Origin of the sequence: Aeromicrobium terrae, assembly GCF_008039565.1 — a bacterium.
GTDB classification, from domain to species: domain Bacteria; phylum Actinomycetota; class Actinomycetes; order Propionibacteriales; family Nocardioidaceae; genus Aeromicrobium; species Aeromicrobium terrae.
Window position 1 is genome coordinate 332,996 of sequence record NZ_VDUX01000002.1, and the last position, 17,365, is coordinate 350,360.

19 protein-coding genes are annotated in these 17,365 nt (G+C 68.7%); 1 reads left to right on the plus strand and 18 read right to left on the minus strand.

The window, feature by feature from the left end; all coding sequences use genetic code 11:
- Positions 1 to 47 precede the first annotated feature (47 nt).
- From FHP06_RS05220 to rsmI, 3 genes are read right to left on the minus strand one after another with little or no spacing between them, the layout of a single operon-like run.
- Entirely contained in the window at positions 48 to 896 is an 849-nt protein-coding gene (locus tag FHP06_RS05220; protein WP_147684471.1) for a TatD family hydrolase, read from the minus strand.
- Positions 893 to 2,464 carry a methionine--tRNA ligase gene (metG, locus tag FHP06_RS05225; RefSeq protein WP_222706367.1) on the minus strand — a complete coding sequence of 524 codons (1,572 nt, stop codon included), beginning with the start codon at positions 2,462 to 2,464 and terminating at the stop codon, positions 893 to 895. The genes FHP06_RS05220 and metG overlap by 4 nt, the downstream gene beginning before the upstream one ends.
- Positions 2,465 to 2,474: 10 nt before the next feature.
- Positions 2,475 to 3,284, minus strand: coding sequence for a 16S rRNA (cytidine(1402)-2'-O)-methyltransferase (gene rsmI / locus FHP06_RS05230; RefSeq protein WP_230973412.1), 810 nt, complete (start codon positions 3,282 to 3,284; stop codon positions 2,475 to 2,477).
- A 299-nt stretch (positions 3,285 to 3,583) separates the two neighbouring features.
- Between rsmI and FHP06_RS05235 the strand changes: the two genes are divergently transcribed.
- Positions 3,584 to 5,044, plus strand: a complete 1,461-nt coding sequence (locus FHP06_RS05235; protein WP_187271792.1) for a dolichyl-phosphate-mannose--protein mannosyltransferase — start codon at positions 3,584 to 3,586, stop codon at positions 5,042 to 5,044.
- A gap of 77 nt (positions 5,045 to 5,121) precedes the next feature.
- Here FHP06_RS05235 and FHP06_RS05240 read toward each other — a convergent pair whose 3' ends face one another.
- The 15 genes from FHP06_RS05240 to FHP06_RS05310 all read right to left on the minus strand — a co-directional run bounded on the left by FHP06_RS05240 (position 5,122) and on the right by FHP06_RS05310 (position 17,355).
- Complete coding sequence (locus FHP06_RS05240) at positions 5,122 to 5,724, minus strand: TetR family transcriptional regulator (protein WP_147684479.1); 603 nt, start codon at positions 5,722 to 5,724, stop codon at positions 5,122 to 5,124.
- A complete protein-coding gene (locus FHP06_RS05245) occupies positions 5,721 to 6,860 on the minus strand; it encodes an NAD(P)/FAD-dependent oxidoreductase (protein WP_147684496.1) in 1,140 nt (379 codons plus the stop codon). The genes FHP06_RS05240 and FHP06_RS05245 overlap by 4 nt, the downstream gene beginning before the upstream one ends.
- Positions 6,853 to 7,080: a rubredoxin gene (locus FHP06_RS05250; protein ID WP_147684498.1), complete on the minus strand. Its 228-nt coding sequence runs from the start codon at positions 7,078 to 7,080 to the stop codon at positions 6,853 to 6,855. Before FHP06_RS05250 ends, FHP06_RS05245 begins: the two co-directional genes overlap by 8 nt.
- Positions 7,077 to 8,270 carry an alkane 1-monooxygenase gene (locus tag FHP06_RS05255; protein ID WP_147684499.1) on the minus strand — a complete coding sequence of 398 codons (1,194 nt, stop codon included), beginning with the start codon at positions 8,268 to 8,270 and terminating at the stop codon, positions 7,077 to 7,079. The genes FHP06_RS05250 and FHP06_RS05255 overlap by 4 nt, the downstream gene beginning before the upstream one ends.
- An 85-nt stretch (positions 8,271 to 8,355) precedes the next feature.
- Positions 8,356 to 9,225 carry a type II secretion system F family protein gene (locus FHP06_RS05260; protein WP_147684502.1) on the minus strand — a complete coding sequence of 290 codons (870 nt, stop codon included), beginning with the start codon at positions 9,223 to 9,225 and terminating at the stop codon, positions 8,356 to 8,358.
- A 9-nt stretch (positions 9,226 to 9,234) separates the two neighbouring features.
- On the minus strand, positions 9,235 to 10,176 hold the full coding sequence (locus FHP06_RS05265) for a type II secretion system F family protein (RefSeq protein ID WP_187271793.1): 942 nt from the start codon (positions 10,174 to 10,176) through the stop codon (positions 9,235 to 9,237).
- A 2-nt stretch (positions 10,177 to 10,178) separates the two neighbouring features.
- Entirely contained in the window at positions 10,179 to 11,564 is a 1,386-nt protein-coding gene (locus tag FHP06_RS05270) for a CpaF family protein (RefSeq protein WP_147684505.1), read from the minus strand.
- The gene (locus FHP06_RS05275) at positions 11,564 to 12,754 is read right to left on the minus strand and encodes an AAA family ATPase (RefSeq protein ID WP_147684507.1); all 1,191 of its coding nucleotides are present in this window, start codon (positions 12,752 to 12,754) and stop codon (positions 11,564 to 11,566) included. The genes FHP06_RS05270 and FHP06_RS05275 overlap by 1 nt, the downstream gene beginning before the upstream one ends.
- On the minus strand, positions 12,751 to 13,452 hold the full coding sequence (gene cpaB, locus FHP06_RS05280) for a Flp pilus assembly protein CpaB (RefSeq protein WP_147684509.1): 702 nt from the start codon (positions 13,450 to 13,452) through the stop codon (positions 12,751 to 12,753). The genes FHP06_RS05275 and cpaB overlap by 4 nt, the downstream gene beginning before the upstream one ends.
- Before the next feature lie 21 nt (positions 13,453 to 13,473).
- Positions 13,474 to 14,790 carry a TadE/TadG family type IV pilus assembly protein gene (locus FHP06_RS05285; protein ID WP_147684511.1) on the minus strand — a complete coding sequence of 439 codons (1,317 nt, stop codon included), beginning with the start codon at positions 14,788 to 14,790 and terminating at the stop codon, positions 13,474 to 13,476.
- A complete protein-coding gene (locus tag FHP06_RS05290) occupies positions 14,778 to 15,143 on the minus strand; it encodes a TadE/TadG family type IV pilus assembly protein (RefSeq protein ID WP_147684513.1) in 366 nt (121 codons plus the stop codon). Before FHP06_RS05290 ends, FHP06_RS05285 begins: the two co-directional genes overlap by 13 nt.
- A 77-nt stretch (positions 15,144 to 15,220) precedes the next feature.
- On the minus strand, positions 15,221 to 15,403 hold the full coding sequence (locus tag FHP06_RS05295) for a Flp family type IVb pilin (RefSeq protein ID WP_222706368.1): 183 nt from the start codon (positions 15,401 to 15,403) through the stop codon (positions 15,221 to 15,223).
- 83 nt (positions 15,404 to 15,486) lie between these two features.
- A complete protein-coding gene (locus FHP06_RS05300) occupies positions 15,487 to 16,839 on the minus strand; it encodes a TadE/TadG family type IV pilus assembly protein (RefSeq protein ID WP_147684515.1) in 1,353 nt (450 codons plus the stop codon).
- A 94-nt stretch (positions 16,840 to 16,933) separates the two neighbouring features.
- Complete coding sequence (locus FHP06_RS05305) at positions 16,934 to 17,116, minus strand: Flp family type IVb pilin (RefSeq protein ID WP_147684517.1); 183 nt, start codon at positions 17,114 to 17,116, stop codon at positions 16,934 to 16,936.
- An 86-nt stretch (positions 17,117 to 17,202) separates the two neighbouring features.
- Complete coding sequence (locus FHP06_RS05310) at positions 17,203 to 17,355, minus strand: Flp family type IVb pilin (RefSeq protein WP_147684519.1); 153 nt, start codon at positions 17,353 to 17,355, stop codon at positions 17,203 to 17,205.
- Between the last annotated feature and the right edge of the window lie 10 nt (positions 17,356 to 17,365).

A 17,365-nucleotide genomic window follows, 5' to 3' on the forward strand; every position in this document is an offset into this window, starting at 1 on the left:
CGGGGGCAGGGCAACCTGTCCACCATGAGAAACGCGTCGCATCAGAGTCAAATCCGCCGTTCCCAGGAACCGCCGAACGCACGATCCGTGTTTGCGTCGATGGCCTGACACAGTTCATCCACGGAAATGCCTGCAATTCCAGCCATGAAGCGCACCGTCAACGGCACCAGGAAGGACGCGTTGGGGCGTCCCCGGTGAGGCGTGGGTGTGAGAAAGGGCGCATCGGTCTCGACGAGGATACGGTCTCGAGGGGTCACACGGAGCGCTTCTCGGAGGTTTTCGGCGTTCTTGAACGTCACCGTGCCCGCGAAGGACAGGTAGGCGCCGCGGTCGAGACACTCCTGGGCAAACGTGGCGTCGCCGGAGAAGCAGTGCATCACGGTGCGTGGCGGGACGCCCTCGTCGTCGAGAACCCGGAGGACGTCGTCGTGCGCGTCGCGGTCGTGGATGACCAGCGTGCGGTCGTGCCGGTGCGCCATCCTGATGTGCTCGCGGAACGAGCGGTGCTGGGCGTCGCGGCCGTCCTCGCCGGTGCGGAAGTAGTCGAGCCCGGTCTCCCCGACGGCGCGGACCTGCGGGTCCTGGGCGAGCTCCTCGATCTCGGCGAGCGCGGCGGCGAGCGTGCCGTCGGTGTCGAGGCGCGCTGCCTCGTTGGGGTGGATGGCGACGGCGGCGACGATCGCCGGCTGGGTGCGCGCGGTCTCCACGGCCCACCGGGCGCCCTCGAGGTCGCAGCCGACCTGCACGATGCGTGAGACGCCGACCGCCGCGGCCCGGTCGAGGGCCTCGTCGACGTCGAGCCGGTGGCCGCCCTGGATCCGGTGGTCCAGGTGGCAGTGGTTGTCGACGACCGGGAACGGCAGCGGCTCCGGCGCCTCGGGCCAGAGCTCCGTCACGTCTCGATCCGCGGGAACAAGCTGGGCACCTTGGTGATGGTGGTGCCCTCGGGCAGCTGGCCCCAGCGGGCGACGTCGGCGATGCGCTGGTCGGCGAGGTTTCCGAGCGCGGGCTCCGCGCCGAGCGACTCCCACAACGACGCGCAGGCCTTGGGCATCACCGGGTTGAGGAGCACGGCGAGGGCGCGGAGGCCCTCGGCGGCGGTGACGAGGATGGTGGCCAACCGTTCGCGCTGTCCTTCTTCCTTGGCGACCTTCCACGGCGCCTGCTCGGTGAGGTAGCCGTTCAGCTCGTCGACGACGCGCCAGATCGCGGCGAGCGCGTCCTGCGGCGCGACGGCCTCGATGGCCGCGTCGGCGTCGGCGACGGCCGACTCGATGGTGCCGACCACCCTCTGCTCGGCGTCGGTGAGCTCGCCGGCCGCGGGCAGCGACCCGTCGAAGTACGAGCCGATCATCGACGCGACGCGCGACGCGAGGTTGCCGAAGCCGTTGGCGAGCTCGGCGTGGTAGCGCGCGTGGATGTCCTCCCACGAGATGGAGCCGTCGCTGCCGAACGTGATGGCGCGGGCGAAGTAGTAGCGGTAGGCGTCGGAGCCGAACGTGCCGACGATCTCGTCGGGCCGGATGCCGTTGGCCTTGCTCTTGGACATCTTCTGCCCGCCGACGAGCAGCCAGCCGTGCGCGAACACCTGGTGCGGCACCGGCTGGCCGGCGGCCATCAGCATGGCCGGCCAGATGACGGCGTGGAAGCGGGCGATGTCCTTGCCGACGAGGTGGATCGACGCGGGCCAACGCTTCTCGAAGGCGTCCTGGTCCGTGCCGTAGCCGATCGCCGTCACGTAGTTGAGCAGGGCCTCGATCCACACGTACATCACGTGCTTCTCGTCCCACGGCACCTGGATGCCCCAGTCGAAGGTGGACCTGCTCATGGAGAGGTCCTTCAGACCGCGCTGCACGAACGAGATGACCTCGTTGCGGGCCGACGCGGGCTGGATGAAGTCGGGGTTCTGCTCGTAGAGGTCGAGCAGGGCCTGCTGGTACTCGGACAGCTTGAAGAAGTAGTTCTCCTCGGTGACGTGCTCCAGACGGCTGCCGTCGAGTGCCGAGACCTTGAAGCCCTCGTCCTCGCCCTCGCCGTCGAGGACGTCGTCGTCGCCCACGAACTCCTCGGCGCCGACGCTGTACCAGCCGGAGAACTCGCCCTTGTAGACGGCGCCGCGGTCGTAGAGGTCCTGCCAGAACGCCTTGGACCCGACGAGGTGTCGCTCCTCGGTGGTGCGGATGAAGTCGTCGTTGGCGACGTCGATGGTCTCCAGGAGCGGCATCCACTCGGTCTCGATGAGCCGGTCGGCCCACTCCTGCGGGGTCATGCCGTTCTGCTCGGCCTTGCGGAGCACCTTGAGCCCGTGCTCGTCGGTGCCGGTGAGGTACCAGACGTCCTCGCCGCGCTGCCGGTGCCAGCGGGTGATGATGTCGCCCATCACCGTCGTGTAGCCGTGCCCGATGTGCGGGGCGTCGTTGACGTAGTAGATCGGCGTCGTGACGTAGAAGGTCTGGTCGGGCACGGGCTTCATCCTAGTGAGCGGCCGAATACACCTCGGACCGCCTGACCCCGGTGCGGCGCGCGACCTCGGCCACGGCGTCCTTGCGGCTGAGCCCGGTGGCCTCGGCGTCGGCGACGAGGGCGCGGAGGTCGTCGGTGGAGTACGACGCCTGCACCGCTGGGGCGCCCTCCACGACGAGCGTCACCTCGCCCCGCACCTCGTCCGCCGCCCAGGCGGCGAGCTCGGCGAGCGTGCCGCGGACCACCTCCTCATACGTCTTGGTGAGCTCGCGGCAGACGGCGGCGCGACGGTCGGCGCCGAACGCATCGGCCATGGCGGTGAGGGTCGCGTGCGTGCGATGCGGTGACTCGAAGAACACCATGGTGCGCGGCTCGTCGGCGAGGGCGGCGAGCACGCGCGTGCGCTCGCCGGCCTTCCGAGGCGGGAAGCCCTCGAAGCAGAACCGGTCGACCGGCAGGCCGGAGACCGCGAGTGCGGTGAGCACGGCGGACGGGCCGGGGACGGCGGTGACGTCGACACCGGCCTCGATGCACGCGGCGACGAGCCGGTACCCAGGGTCGGAGACGCTCGGCATCCCGGCGTCGGTGACGAGCACGACGGTGCCGTCCGTGGCCGCCTCGACCAGCTCGGGCGTCCGCTCGCGCTCGTTGCCCTCGAAGTAGGAGACGACGCGGCCGGTCTCGACGCCGAGGTCGGAGGCCAGCCGCCGGAACCGCCGGGTGTCCTCGGCCGCGACGACGTCTGCCGATGCCAGCGCTTCCCGCAGCCGCGGCGACGCGTCGTCAGGACGCCCGATCGGCGTGGCGGCGAGGATCAGCACACCTCCATGGTGCCCGCACCCCTCGGGGGCGGCGAGGCTGCTCTGCGCTGGTCGGCGAGGTTTACCAGGTTCAGTGGGCAAATCCGCACTGCTCATGGCAAATCTGCCTAGAGGAGTGTCCATTTGCCATGGAGAGTCGTAGAGCCGACGTCAGCCACCTCGCCGGCGCACGTGAGGCCGACTTCACCAGGCAAGCTGACACATCTCAGGGCAGATCTGCCATGAGATGTGTTGATCTCCCTACTGCACCTGGTAAACCTTCAGCCGGCGCGCGAGGTCAACGGCCTACGATCGGCGGGGTGAGGGTGAGCGAGCGCGCGTGGGGATGGCTCGCGCCGGTCGGGGTGACCCTGTTCGCCTTCGGACTGCGGCTGTACCACCTCGGGCGGCCGGACACGCTGGCGTTCGACGAGACGTACTACGCCAAGCACGCCTGGTCGATGCTGCAGAACGGCTACGTCCAGGACTACGTCGACAACGCGAACGAGCGGATCATCGACGGGCACACGACGCACCTGATGATCGCCGGGCAGCCGACGGAGATCGTGCACCCGGAGGCGGGCAAGTGGTTCATCGCGCTCGGCGAGTGGGCGTTCGGGCTCGACCCGGTCGGGTGGCGCATCGCGTCGGCCGTAGCGGGCGCCCTCATGGTGCTGGTGCTGGCACGGATGGTCCGCCGGCTGACCGGCTCCACCTGGATCGGCTGCCTCGCCGGCTTCCTGCTGGCGATGGACGGAGCGCAGTTCGTCCTCAGCCGCCTCGCGCTGCTCGACATCTTCGTGGCGTTCTGGCTGGTCTGCGCGGTCGCCTGCCTGGTGGCCGACCACGACTGGATCCTCGAGCGCCTCGACCGCTATCGCGTGATCCGGCCCTGGCAGGTCGGCGCCGGGATCTGCTTCGGTCTGGCCTGCGGCACCAAGTGGAGCGGCGTCTACACGCTCGCGGCGTTCGGCCTCCTCGTCGTGCTGTGGGAGGTCGTGGCGCGGCGCCGGGCCGGCCGGCCGGCACTCACCTGGCAGACGCTCGCCGTCGGTGTCCCGGCGTTCGTCACGCTGGTCGGCATCGCGTTCCTCGTCTACCTCGCCACCTGGACCGGTTGGCTGATGCACCACGGCCCGTACGACACCCGGTTCAGCCTCGGCCACGGCTCCGGCTTCTGGGACTCGCTGCGCTCGCTGTGGCGGTACCACGAGCGGATGTACGACTTCCACACCGGCGAGTACCTCAAGTCGCAGCACCACCCCTACGCGTCGCAGGCGTGGGGCTGGCTGGTGCTCGACCGCCCGGTGAGCGTCGACGTCACCAACAACGTCGCGGCCGCGAAGTGCGGCGCCCCCAAGGGCTCCGGCTGCATCCGCGAGGTGCTCATCCTCGGCAACCCGGCTGTGTGGTGGCCGGCCGCGGCGGCCTCCCTCGCCGCCGTCGTCGCCTGGGTCAAGACCCGCGACGGGCGCTGGGCCGTCCCCGTGCTCGGCGTCCTGACGGCCTGGGCCCCGTGGCTGCTGTTCGGCGACCGGCCGATCTTCTCCTACTACGCGATCGCCGCGCTGCCGTTCATGATCGTCGCGCTGTGCCTGGTCATCGACCTGATCCGGCGCCACGTCACGACGCCACGCGGCGTCTACGGCGTCTGGCTCGGCTGCGGCATGCTCGTCACCGCCGTCGTCGCGGCCTTCTGGTACTTCCACCCGATCCTGGTCGGCGACCTCATCACGTACGACGCCTGGCGCGACCGGATGTGGTTCGACCGCTGGATCTGACGGAGCTCTGATGCTGTCAGTCGCTTCGGTCGCAGAGCTCCCTCCCGCGGCTCCGCCGCTAGCGACCGAGGTGGTGGTCAGCTTCGCGCGCCGCGGAGGGCGAGCTCGAGGATCCAGGCGATGTCGTCGGCGGCCTGGGCCGGCGGCTTGGACGGGCGGGTGATGGCCGACAGGACGAGGCGGACGACGGCCTCGACGGCGACGGCGAGCTCGGCCTCGGTGAACGGCAGGTCCGGGTACAGCTCGACGAGGCTCTCGCGCAGGACGAGCGACGCGGTCTCGACGATCTCGCCGGACTCGGTGGTGAGGATGGTCAGGAGGTCGGCGTCCTGCTCCGACGGCACCGACGTGACGATCGTGCGCACCACCAGGCTGGACTCCCCCATCTCCAGCGCGCCGAGGCAGGCCGACCGGACGCTCTCGACGACGTCGGTCTCGGCGGCGAGCCGCTCACGGACGACGTCGAGGAAGCGGCCGAGCTCGCGCAGCGCGAGCGCCTGGGCCAGGCCATGACGGGTGCCGACCTCGGTGTGGATGGTCTGGCGGCTGACGCCGACGGCGGCGGCGAGCTTGGTCATGGTGACCGACGACCAGCCGGACTCCTCGATCAGCTGGGTGGCTGCGTCGAGCACGCGGTCGCGGAGCATCCCCTGCACCTCGGTGCGGAAGCTGACGGTCATGCCACCTCCTCGAAGCGGGCACGCTCGGCGACCCAGATGCGGGCGGCGCGGATCTCGCGCGGGCGCCCGATGCCGACGGCGCCGCGGACGACGCCGTCCTGCAGGAAGTAGGCGGTGAAGTCGTGGTCGTCGAGCGACCCGCGGATCTCCACGTCGTGCTCGGCCGACGGCCAGCCGGTGAGCTGGAGCATGTGGCCGTACTGGTCGGACCAGGCCCACGGCACCTCGTCGAACGGCTCCCCCGCGCCAGCCATCGCCTTGCCCACGGCGGTGCCGTGATTCTGCGCGTGCTGCCAGTGCTCGGGCCGGTGCCGGCCGCCGACCAGCGTGTTCGGCATCGACGCGACGTCGCCGGCGGCGAAGACACCCTCGCGCGACGTGCGGCCGAGCTCGTCGACGACGATCCCACCGGCCGGGTCGAGCTCGAGACCCGCGGCCTCGGCGAGCGTGGTGTCGGGCGCCATGCCGACGGCGAGCACCACCAGCGGCGCGGACCACGACTGGCCGTTGTCGCCGCGCACGACGGTCAGTCCGTCGGACTCCTCGATGCCGGTGACGGCGACGCCGGTGTGCAGCTCCACTCCCGCGGCCTTGTGCAGGTCGACGTACATCTGGCCGAGCTGCGGCGGCAGCACGCGCGCCAGCGGCAGCGGCGCCGTCTCGAGCAACGTGACGTCGCAGCCGAGCTCGCGAGCGCTCGCGGCGATCTCCGAGCCGATCAGCCCGGCCCCGACCACCACGAGGTCGGCACCTGAGGCGATGCCGGCCCGGACGTCGTCGACGTCGGCGAGGGCGCGCAGCGTTCGGACACCGGGCGGCAGCTCGCCGAACGTGCGGGCCCGGCCGCCGGTGGCCAGCAGGACCTGGTCGGCGTCGAGGTCGTCAATGGACTCGACGCGCTCCCCGATCCGGAGCGTCACGTCCTGCTTCTCGTACCAGTCGGCCGACTTGATGCGGACCTCGTCGGGCGTCTTGGCGCCGCGCACGATCTCCTTGGAGACGGTGGTGCGGCGGTAGGGCAGCTCGGGCTCGTCGCCGACCAGCTCGATGACGCCCTCGTAGCCGGCGGCCCGCATGGCCGCGGCGGCCGAGACCCCCGCGATGCCGGTGCCGACGATGACGGTCTTGTCAGTCATCGCGCTGGCGGGTCTCCGCCGAGATGACGTTCCCGTCCTGGTCGTTGTGCTCGAACTCCTCGATGGGGAGGAAGTCGACCTGCTCGCGCACGCCACAGTCCGGGCACGTCCAGTCGGGGTCGATGTCCGCGAACGCGGTGCCGGGCGGCCACCCCTCGTGGGGGTCGCCCTTCTCCTCGTCGTAGACGTACTCGCAGTTCGGGCAGATGAACTGGCTCATGCCGCGGCTCCCTCCAGGGACGCTCCGTACTTGTGCGCCGTCCGCGGGTGGACGTTGGCCAGTGAGACGTCGCCGTCGTAGTGGTCGAGCACCTTCTTGTCCATGACCTTGCGCCACACCTGCGGGATCCAGGTGAGCACCATCATCCCCGCGTACCCGGTGGGCAGCACCGGCGCCTCCTTGAAGTCGCGGAGGGCCTGGTAGCGACGCGTCGGGTTGGCGTGGTGGTCGCTGTGGCGCTGCAGGTGGTACAGCAGGACGTTGGTGCCGATGTTGTTGCTGTTCCAGCTGTGCGCGGGGCTGACCCGCTCGTACCGGCCGGACTCCAGGCGCTGGCGCTTCATGCCGTAGTGCTCGAGGTAGTTGACCGACTCCAGCAGGAAGATGCCGAGCACCGCCTGGATGACCAGGTACGGCAGGATCTCCCAGCCGAAGGCGATCATCAGGCCGCCCCAGAGGACGACGGAGAAGGACCAGGCGTTGAACAGGTCGTTCTTCAGCGTGACCGGGCCCTTGCCGAGCCGGTTGAGGCGCTTCTTCTCCAGGCCCCAGGCGCTCTTGAAGCTGCCGCTGACGGTGCGGGGCAGGAACTCCCAGAGCGTCTCGCCGAGGCGGGAGCTGGCCGGGTCCTCCGGCGTGGCGACGCGCACGTGGTGGCCGCGGTTGTGCTCGATGTAGAAGTGGCCGTAGAAGGTCTGGGCCAGGGCGACGCGGGCGAACCAGCGCTCCATGTGCTCCTTCTTGTGGCCGAGCTCGTGGGCGGTGTTGATGCCGATGCCGGCGACCATGCCCAGGCCGGTGGCGAGACCGATCTTCTGCACGACGGTGAGCGGGTCCTCGATGCCGGGCAGCGTGCCGCCGCCGAGCAGGTAGGCGCCCCAGATCAGGCCGACGAGCTGCAGCGGGAGGAACGCGTACGTGACCCAGCGGTAGTAGCGGTCCTCCTCGATGGCCTCGATGAGCTCCTCGGGCGGGTTGTTCGGGTCGAGCCCCGCCAGCAGGTCGAACGTCGGGATGAGGACGTAGACGAAGAACGGGCCGAAGTACCACGAGAGCGTGGACCCGGTGAGCGCGTACAACCCCCACATCGCCATGGGGATGAGCGGGATGATCGCGCCCATCAGCCACAGGTACCGCTTGCTGTCACGCCACTGGACGAGCTGTCCGTCGATCGTCGCTGAGATGGTCATGCCGTCTACCTCCTGAAGTCCTTGACACGAAGGTAGCAAGTGTCAAGTCGCTTGACAAGAGGTAGCGATGTGTCAAGTCGCCCTTTCAGAACATTCCGAAGGCATTGATGATGCCTGGGGCGAGCACGACGATGAACAGCACGGGAAAGATGCACGCCATTAACGGTCCGAGCAGCTGCACGGACACGCGACCGGCTTTCGCCTCCGCGCGGAGCTTGCGCTTCAGTCGCATCTCCTTGGACTGGATCCGCACCATCTGCGACATCGACGAGCCGTGCTCCTCGGCCTGGATCACGCCGCGGAGGAACTGCGTGATGTCCTCTGAGCTGGTCCGCCGCTGCAAGGCTTCGTACGCCTCGCGGCGCGACATGCCCAGGCGGATGTCCTGGACGGTGCGCACGAGCTCGTCGGCGAGCGGGCCCTCCCCCGCCTCGGCCGTACGGGCCAGCGCAGACTCAAAGCCGAGACCAGCCTCGATCGAGATGATGATCTTGTCGAGCACGTCTGGCAGTGACCGCTGCATCTCGTCCTGGCGCTCGGCGGCGCGACTGTGCACCAGCAGGTCGGGCACGAAATAGCTGACGATGATCGCGACGGCGCCCGCGATCATTAGCACGGGATTGCCGGCGAACAGGAAGAACTTCGACGCGAACATGACCATCGCGACCGGAAGCAGCGCCTTGGCGACCAGGATGTTGCGCATCGACCAACCGGCCGGGTGACCCGCCAGGACGAGGTTCTGTCGCAGGCGAGACAGCATGCCCGTGGATACCACGTAGCGCGCCGGTCCCTCGGGCGCGTCGATCTGCTTCATGCGGCGGCCGGTGGGCGCCTCCTCGACCGGCTCCGGCAGCATACGGGAGCGCGTGGCCGCGTCCGGAAGCGCCACCAAGCCGAGTGAGACGGTCAACGCGGCGAGCGCCGCACCAATGAGCAGAACTGCGAGCAGCACCATGACGATCTCCTAGACCTTGAAGTTGACGATGGCGCGCATCCACACGTACGCAACCCCGTAGAGGACGGCCGAGGCGGCAAGCAGGAGCTGCCCGACCCCGGTCTGCAGCAGGGGGTCCATGTAGCCCGGACGCATGATCGAGTACAGGACGCCGAGGCCCACCGGCAGGAGCATGAGGACCCAGGCCGAGGCCTTGCCCTCCGACGCATTGGCCCGGATCTTCTCCCGGATCTCCGCGCGGTCGCGGATGGTCTCGGCGACGGTGTCGATGACGTCATTGAGGTTGCCGCCGGTGTCGCGCTGCACCTCAACAGCCTCGGCGAACCAGCGGAAGTCCTCGCTCTTCATCCGCTGAGCGGACTCGAGCATGGCTTCGACCAGGTCGCGACCGACGCGGGCCTCGTTCGAGATGCGCTTGAGCTCGTCGGAGATCGGCGGCTCGGCGTCCTGTGCCACTGACGCGATGGCGATGGGCAGGCTCTGCCCGGCGCGCAGAGCCGACGCGACGATCCGCAGGGTGGGGTCGAGCTGCGAGGCGAACGCCTTGCGCCGCTTCGCGACCTTCGTGCGCAGCACCAGCTTGAACCCGATCCACGCTCCGACCGCCAGCACGAGACCCATGAAGGGGTTTCGGAACGCGATGGTGCCGAGGCCGAACGCGCCGGCCGCGCCGATGGCGAGCCAGGCCACCACGACGTTGAGCGGCGTGCGCACGTCAGCGAGCTCGAGCTCACTGGCCCGGACTGGCGCCCATGTGCGGCCGCGGAGACCAGCGTCGACGACCTTGACGACGCTCCCGAAGACCACGCGGTACAGCGGAACGGTGGGCGCGGAGGTCGCCTGACGACGTGAGCGGGCGATGCGCGGCACCGGGTCCGCGAGCAGTGCGTACGCGAGAGCACCGACAGCGCCCATGACGATCAGGACACCTGTCACCAGCATCGGGTTCATGATCATCGCCTCCAGGCCGCGTCGAAGGTGCCCATCTCGAACTGGATGCCCAGCTCTTCGAACCGGTCGGAGAAGCGTGGCCGCACGCCGGTGGGCTCCTGAACCCCTCGGAACCGGCCGTGCTCATCGATACCCGCGGCGAAGTTGAACACGAAGGCGTCCTGCAGGACGACGACCTCGCCCTCCATGCCGATCACCTCGGTCACGTGGGTAATGCGGCGGGTGCCGTCACGCAGGCGCTGGATCTGCACGATGAGGTCGATGGCCGACGCCACTTGCTCGCGGATGGCTCGGAGCGGCAGGTCCATGCCCGCCATGAGGACAAGCGTCTCCAGGCGGGCAATCGCGTCCCGCGGCGAGTTCGCGTGCAACGTGCTCAGTGATCCGTCGTGGCCCGTGTTCATCGCCTGGAGCATGTCGAGGGCCTCTCCGCTGCGGCACTCACCGACGACGATGCGGTCGGGCCGCATGCGGAGCGAGTTGCGGACCAGGTCGCGGATGGTGACCTCGCCCGAGCCCTCGATGTTGCGAGGGCGCGCCTCCATCGGCACGACGTGCTCCTGCTGGAGCTTCAGCTCCATCGCGTCCTCGATCGTGACAATGCGCTCGTCCGACGGGATGAAGCTGGACAGCACGTTGAGCATCGTTGTCTTGCCGGTGCCGGTGCCGCCGCTGACCAGGATGTTGAGTCGTGCTTCGACGGCAGCGCGGAGCAGCTCGGCGATCTGCGGCGTCATCGTGCCGAAGTCGATGAGGTTGTCGACGGTGAGCGGGGTGGCCGCGAACTTGCGAATCGTGAGCGACGACCCCTTGACCACCAACGGAGGCACGACGGCGTTGACGCGCGATCCGTCCGAGAGGCGGGCATCGACCATCGGCGACGACTCATCGATGCGGCGACCGACCCGGCTGACGATGCGCTCGATCGCACGACGCAGGTGGTGCTCCGAAGTGAACTTCAGACCGCTGAGCGTGATCTTGCCGTCGCGCTCGACGTAGATCTGGTCGTGGCAGTTCACCATGATCTCCGTGACGGTCGGGTCATCGAGCACCCGCTGCAGGGGGCCGAGGCCCAGGGCGTCGTCCTCGATGTCCTGAATCAGGCGGGCGCGCTCCTCAGTAGTCAGCAGGAGTTGCTCGTTCTCGATGATGTCGGCCAGCTCCTCGCGAACGAGGTCGTGCAGCTGCTCCTCGGTCACCGTCGAATCGTTGATGCGGGTGCCGATGCGGCTGAACAGCTCCTCGATCGCCCGCGCCTTCACGCCGGACAGCGCGTCGGTGACGGCCAACGACTCCGGCGGCGCCATCGCGCGGGCCGCGGACATCGCCGACGCGGCCTCCAGCTCCTGACGGCTCCGCACGGTCGCCAGTCGATCGCCGAGACTCATCACGCCACCTCCAGTCGCTTGTGCTTGGAGTCGGTCAGCTCGCCCTGCCGGTGCAGCCGGTCGACGAGTGCGCCGATGGCCCGGACGAACGGGCCGCCGCGCTTCTTGCGCAGCATGAGCGGCTGACCGTGGTTGGCGGCGAGCTGCACGTCGAGCGAGCGCGGGATGACGACGTCGACAGGCAGCCCGATGACCGCCTCGACATCCTTGACCTTCATGCCGGTCTGGCGGTCCGCCATGTTCAGCGCCAAGGTGCGCGACGCGGGCAGGAGGCCGATCTCGTTGAGCAGGTCCACCTCCTTGCGGACGCCGCGGACGCAGGACACATCCATCGTCGACACCACGACGACGTCGTCGGTGGCCTCGAGCGCGGCGAGCGTCGACTCGTCGAGTCCGGCAGCGGTGTCGACGATCACGACGGCGAACTGCATCGACAGCTGGTGCAGCAGCCGCTTGATCTGCGGCGCCGCCACCTTCTCGTTCGCGGCAGGCGAGTCCGCGCCGCACAGCACGAAGAACCCGGACGGGTGCACCGTGAGCATCGTCTTGAGGACCAGGTTGTCAGCCGCCGCGTCGGGCTGGAGAGCGTGCTCCATGGTGCTGGTCGGTGTGAGGTCGAGCGTCGACGCGACGTCGCCGAACTGCAGGTCGAGATCCACCAGCACGACACTCGACGGGTGCACCTCGGCCATGCCGATGGCGAGGTTGGTCGAGATGCTCGTCTTTCCGACCCCGCCCTTCGGCGAGATCACGGTGATGACGCGCGACTCCTCCGGGGGCACGGTGATCGGGGTCGGCGCTCCCGCCACTCCGAGGTCCACCGCACGGTTGCCCGCCCGACGCATGACATCCTCGAGGTGATTGTCGGTGGCGTCCGTGCTGATGATGTCGCGGAAGCCCGACCGCATCGCCACGAGCACCGTCTCGGCCGGCAGGTCGCCCACCAGGACGAGGTCCACCAGCGGATACGCCTCGTCGATGGCGGCGGCCAGCTCCAGTGAGAGCTCGATCGGCACCTCCTCGCAGAAGAACACGACGTCCGGCAGCGCCTGAGGGTCCAGACTGCGGAGCAGGTCGAACTGCGGCGACTGGATACGCTCCGCCGACAGTGAGATGACCTGGGTTCCCGGCATCACGTTGATACGCCCGACGAGGTGGCCGTCGTCGCCGAGCACGAGGACGCGGCTCATTCGACGACGTCCTTGGCGGTGATGACCTTCGCGCCGGACCGATCGGTCGCGGAGTTCTGGAGCGTCAGGTACGCCTTGCCCCACTGGACGGTGTGCACGATCCGCTCGGCGTCGAGCGTCTTCACCGCGAGCGTCACCATCGAGCTGGTGACGTTCTCCGAGTCACCGATCCCGGCCTGGACCTTGGTGACCAGCACGTACTGGAGGGCGTAGTCCGTGAACTGCGGCTTGTCGCCATCCTTCGGCTCGAAGGTGGCGATCACGCCGACACGGTCACCGGCCTTGATGGCACCGCCGACGCCGTGCTGGGTGTCCACCTGCACGGCGATCTCCTGGTACCCGGCCGGCACGTCCGAACCGCCGCCCTTGCCCTTGACGCCAGGGGCGGAGAAGCGCGCCTTCAGCAGGACCTCGCCCGGCTGCAGGCTCGTCGTGGTCGCGAGCCCGGCGAGCTTCGACAGATCCGTCACCGCCCCCTTCGGGATGGCGTCTACGGGCAGCTTGGTCTTCTCCACCGAGCCGGTGAGGTCGGCCGCGCTGGTGCCCGACCCGATGGTCTCGGTGACCCGCAGGACGGTCTTGCGCTCCGCGCCGGCGTAGGCGCGGTCCTGGGCTCCATTGGCCCAGACGACCAGGACGAGCACGCCCAGCAGGGCGAGCGCGCCGGCCGCCACTGCGGCGATGACTCTCTTGTTCATGTCGGTTCCCTTCGGGAGTGGTTAGTCGACGAGCGACGCGTAGGTCACGCCGAAGTCCTCGCCGCCGGATTCGTAGGTCGTTCTGGGGTCCTTGACGAGCTGCTTGGTGAAGTAGCCCTGGAGGCCGTTGCAGCTGATGGTCGCGGTGAGATTGCCCGGCACGACGGCGCCCAAGAGGGCGTTCACCAGCAGTTCCGCCACGTTGAGCACATTGGCGATCAGGCTCTTGAGGTTGAGCTTCAAGGGGATCTCGGCGCAGCCGACGGTCCCGTCGACGTTGCTGGGGTTGCCCGGGTACTTCCAGCCCGTCACGGTGAAGGCGGCGAAGCCGACGATCTCGACGCCGATCTTGGGCGGCACCTCGACACAGGTCTTGCTCGAGCTGAACAACCCGACGCAGGCGCGGAGCTTGAGGTCCAGGCGGTCCTGCAGCTGTGAGTGCGGCTTGAAGACAGGCAAGAGGATGGTCTTGCCCTTGTTGACCGGCTTGCCGTTCCCGAACTGCTGCGGGCAGCCCTGCGGCATGAAGGCGTTGTTCTCGAGACCACCGATGAACACCTCGAGGTCGCTGTCGACGTCGAGCTCGCACTTCGACGCGTCCCAGCCGAACAGACCCTTCACGATGCTGGTCACGACGGTCTCGCCCGTCAGCCACGTGGCACCGGTGAGGGTCAAGACCTCATGCCCGTCCTCGTCTGCGCAGTGCTCGACGGCGTCGGTGCCGAGGGCGTCGGTGAGACCACGGGTCTCGACCGTGTTGAGCAGACCCGAGCTGATCGGGTCGAGCAGCTTGATGACTCCCTGCAGGGCGTCAGTGCGCAAGTTGATGCGGTGGCTGGACTCCTCCGGCCCGCCGGCATGGGCACTGTTGTTCTTCCAGGTGCAGTAGTTCACGCCGAGCGGCAGGACGTCGTACACCTCGGTCGGGTGCATCACACCGACCTTCGCGGTGGCGGTGGCGCGCACCAGCTTGTTGGGGATGCCGATGAGGGCGAGAAGGTTCGTGTCGACCGCCTTGGACACCGTCGTCGTGACGGAGTCCCCGCTCCTGGACGCGGTGACCGTGCCGCCGTCGAAGGAGTCGGCGGCGATGGTCGCGGCCGACGACTGGAGCGACGCACATCCCGAGCCGCCGGGTCGTTTCGCGCACTCGTAGGCCAGCTTCCTGGCGGCGGAGTCGGCCGCGTGCTGGGCGCGGGTGCGCTCGTACGCGACGTTGCCGACGTCGACGCTGAGGCCGAGCGCGCCGACGAGGACCGTGAGGGCGAGGCCGAAGAACACGGCGCTCACGCCGCGCTCGTCACGGGGGTGGTTCAGGATGCGCGTCAGTTCTCGCATCGGGCCACGCCCTTGCCCTTGACGGTGTAGCTGCCGAACATGCCGGACGGCGACGTGTGCGATGCGCTGACCGTCACGGTGACGGCCGTCGTGCCGGCGGTCGTGCAGTTGCCTGTGGCGGTGACGGTGTAGCTGGTCGAGTCAGAGCCCTTGAGGGCGTTCACCAGCGTGGTGGCGTTCTTGGTGGGGTCGATGGAGAGGTCCCGCGCCACGAGGAACGCCCAGTGGTTGACCTCGCTCTGCTGCGTGTACCGCGTCCCCCCTTCGATGATCCCGAAGAGGAACAGGACGAGCAGCGGAACGACCAGGGCGAACTCGACGGCGACGGCACCCCGCTCGCGCGAGATCTTCATGCTGGGTCTCCGTCTCGGTCCGGACCTGCCACGGGGTGAGCAAGGGGGGTGCTCACCCCGTGGAGTCCGGGGTCCGATCAGCTGAAGCTGACGCCGTTGACGAAGGTCTCGATCTTCGGACCGAAGAGCGCGACGGCGGCGACGACGACCAGCGACACCAGGCCGATGACGAGCGCGTACTCGACAGCGGTGGCGCCTTCCTCGTCGCGCTTCGGCGCGGCGAGCACGGACATGACGTACGCAATGGCGTGGTTGAACATGGTTACTCCCTCTTGTTTCTACTTATCGCCACCGAGGCCGGTGGCGCTCCCGATGCAGAACATAGGTCACGACGGGGTCACCCTCAGTGGGTCAACGTCGCGTAGGTCGCGCCGAGGTCCGCACCACCGGTCCCGTACTCGGTGTTCGGGTCCTTCGTGAACGACTTGGTGAAGTAGCCCTGCAGCCCGTTGCACGCGATCGAGAACGTCAGCGGCCCGACACCCAGGAGCGCGTTGAGCAGACCGGTCACGACGTTCAACAGCTTCTCGAGGATCGTGAACGTCCCATTGACCAGCGTGTACAACCCGAACGAACCGTTGAGCGCCGAGCACCCAGCGGTCGAGTCTGTGTACCCGGACGGCGTGCTCGGGAACGTCCAGCCGGTGACCTTGAACGGCGCGAAGCCGACGATCTTCACGCCGATCTTCGGCGGTACCTCCAGGCACGTGGCCGGCTTGGCGCTCGCCACGGAGCCGAGCCCGACGCAGGCGCTCAGCAGCTTGAAGCCCATCTTGTTCTGCGCGGTGCTGTTTGGCTTGTACACCGGCAGCAGGATCGTCTTGCCCACGTCGACCTTCTTGCCCGGTCCGAAGCGTGAGGCGCATGCACTCGGGAAGAAGGCGGCCCCCTCGACGCCCCCGAGAAACGTCGAGAGGTCCTGAGCGACCTTGAGCTCGCAACTCGGGCCGTCCCAGCTGAAGAGGCTCGACAGCACGGTGCCGACGACGTTCTCGCCGGTGAGCCACGTGGCGCCCTTGAACGTCAACAGCTGCGTGCCGTCGACGTCGGTGCACGAGTCGGTGGCGGAGGTGCCGAGCGCGTTCAACAGCCAGTCGGTGCCGACGATCGTCGACAACGTCCCGGTGAGCGGCGACAGCAGGGTGCGGACGGACTGGAGCGTGTCCGTGCGCAGGTTGATGCGGTACGCCGCATTGGTCTCGCTCGAGGTGCCGGCGCCGCCACTGTAGTTCTTCCACGTGCAGTAGCCGACGCCCAGCGGCAGGACCGGATAGCTCTCGGTCGGGTGCAGCAGGCCGATGTTGGCCGTGGCCGTCGCGGCGACGTCCTTGCTGGGGACGCCGACGAGGGCGAGCAGGTTCGTGGCGATCGTCTTGGCGACGCTCACCGTGACGGCCGAACCGCTCTTGGTCGCGGTGACGGTGCCGCCGTCGAACGACTCCGAGGCGATGGAGGCTGCACTCGACTGCAGGGCGGCACACGTCGTGCCGGTCGGCCGCTTCGCGCACTCGAAGGCCAGCTGCCGGGCCGCGGTGTCCGCCGCGTGCTGCGCGCGGGTGCGCTCGTACGCGACGTTTCCCACGTCGACGCTCAGGCCGAGAGCACCGACGAGGACCGACAGGGCAAGGCCGAAGAAGACGGCGCTCACCCCGCGCTCGTCACGCGGGTGGTTCAGGATGCGGATCAGCTCGCGCATGGATGACGGGCTCCGTTCACGTCCGTGCCGGAACGAGAACGGGGTGGGACCGAGGAACCCCCGATCCCACCCCGCGCCGTGTCCGGCGTCTAGATCAGCTGAAGCTGACGCCGTTGACGAAGGTCTCGATCTTCGGCCCGAAGAGCGCGACGGCCGCCACGACGACCAGCGACACCAGGCCGACGACGAGCGCGTACTCGACGGCGGTGGCGCCCTCCTCGTCGCGCTTCGGCGCGGCGAGCACGGACAGGACGTACGCAAGTGCGTGACTGAACATGGTTACTCCCTCTGTGATGTGACTTTCGCCGCCACCGAAGCGGCGTCTCCCTGCGCGTGAACCTAGCGGGTGGAGAGGGTCACCCGTCAGGAGAGCAGGTCACCGATGAGGTCGACGAGGTCGTTCGCCCACGTGACGAACCCGCCCCCGAGGCTGACCGCCGCGGCGATGACGACCAGGCTGACAAACCCGATGACGAGCGAGTACTCGACGGCGGTGACGCCTCTTTCGTCCTTCATGATGGAGCTC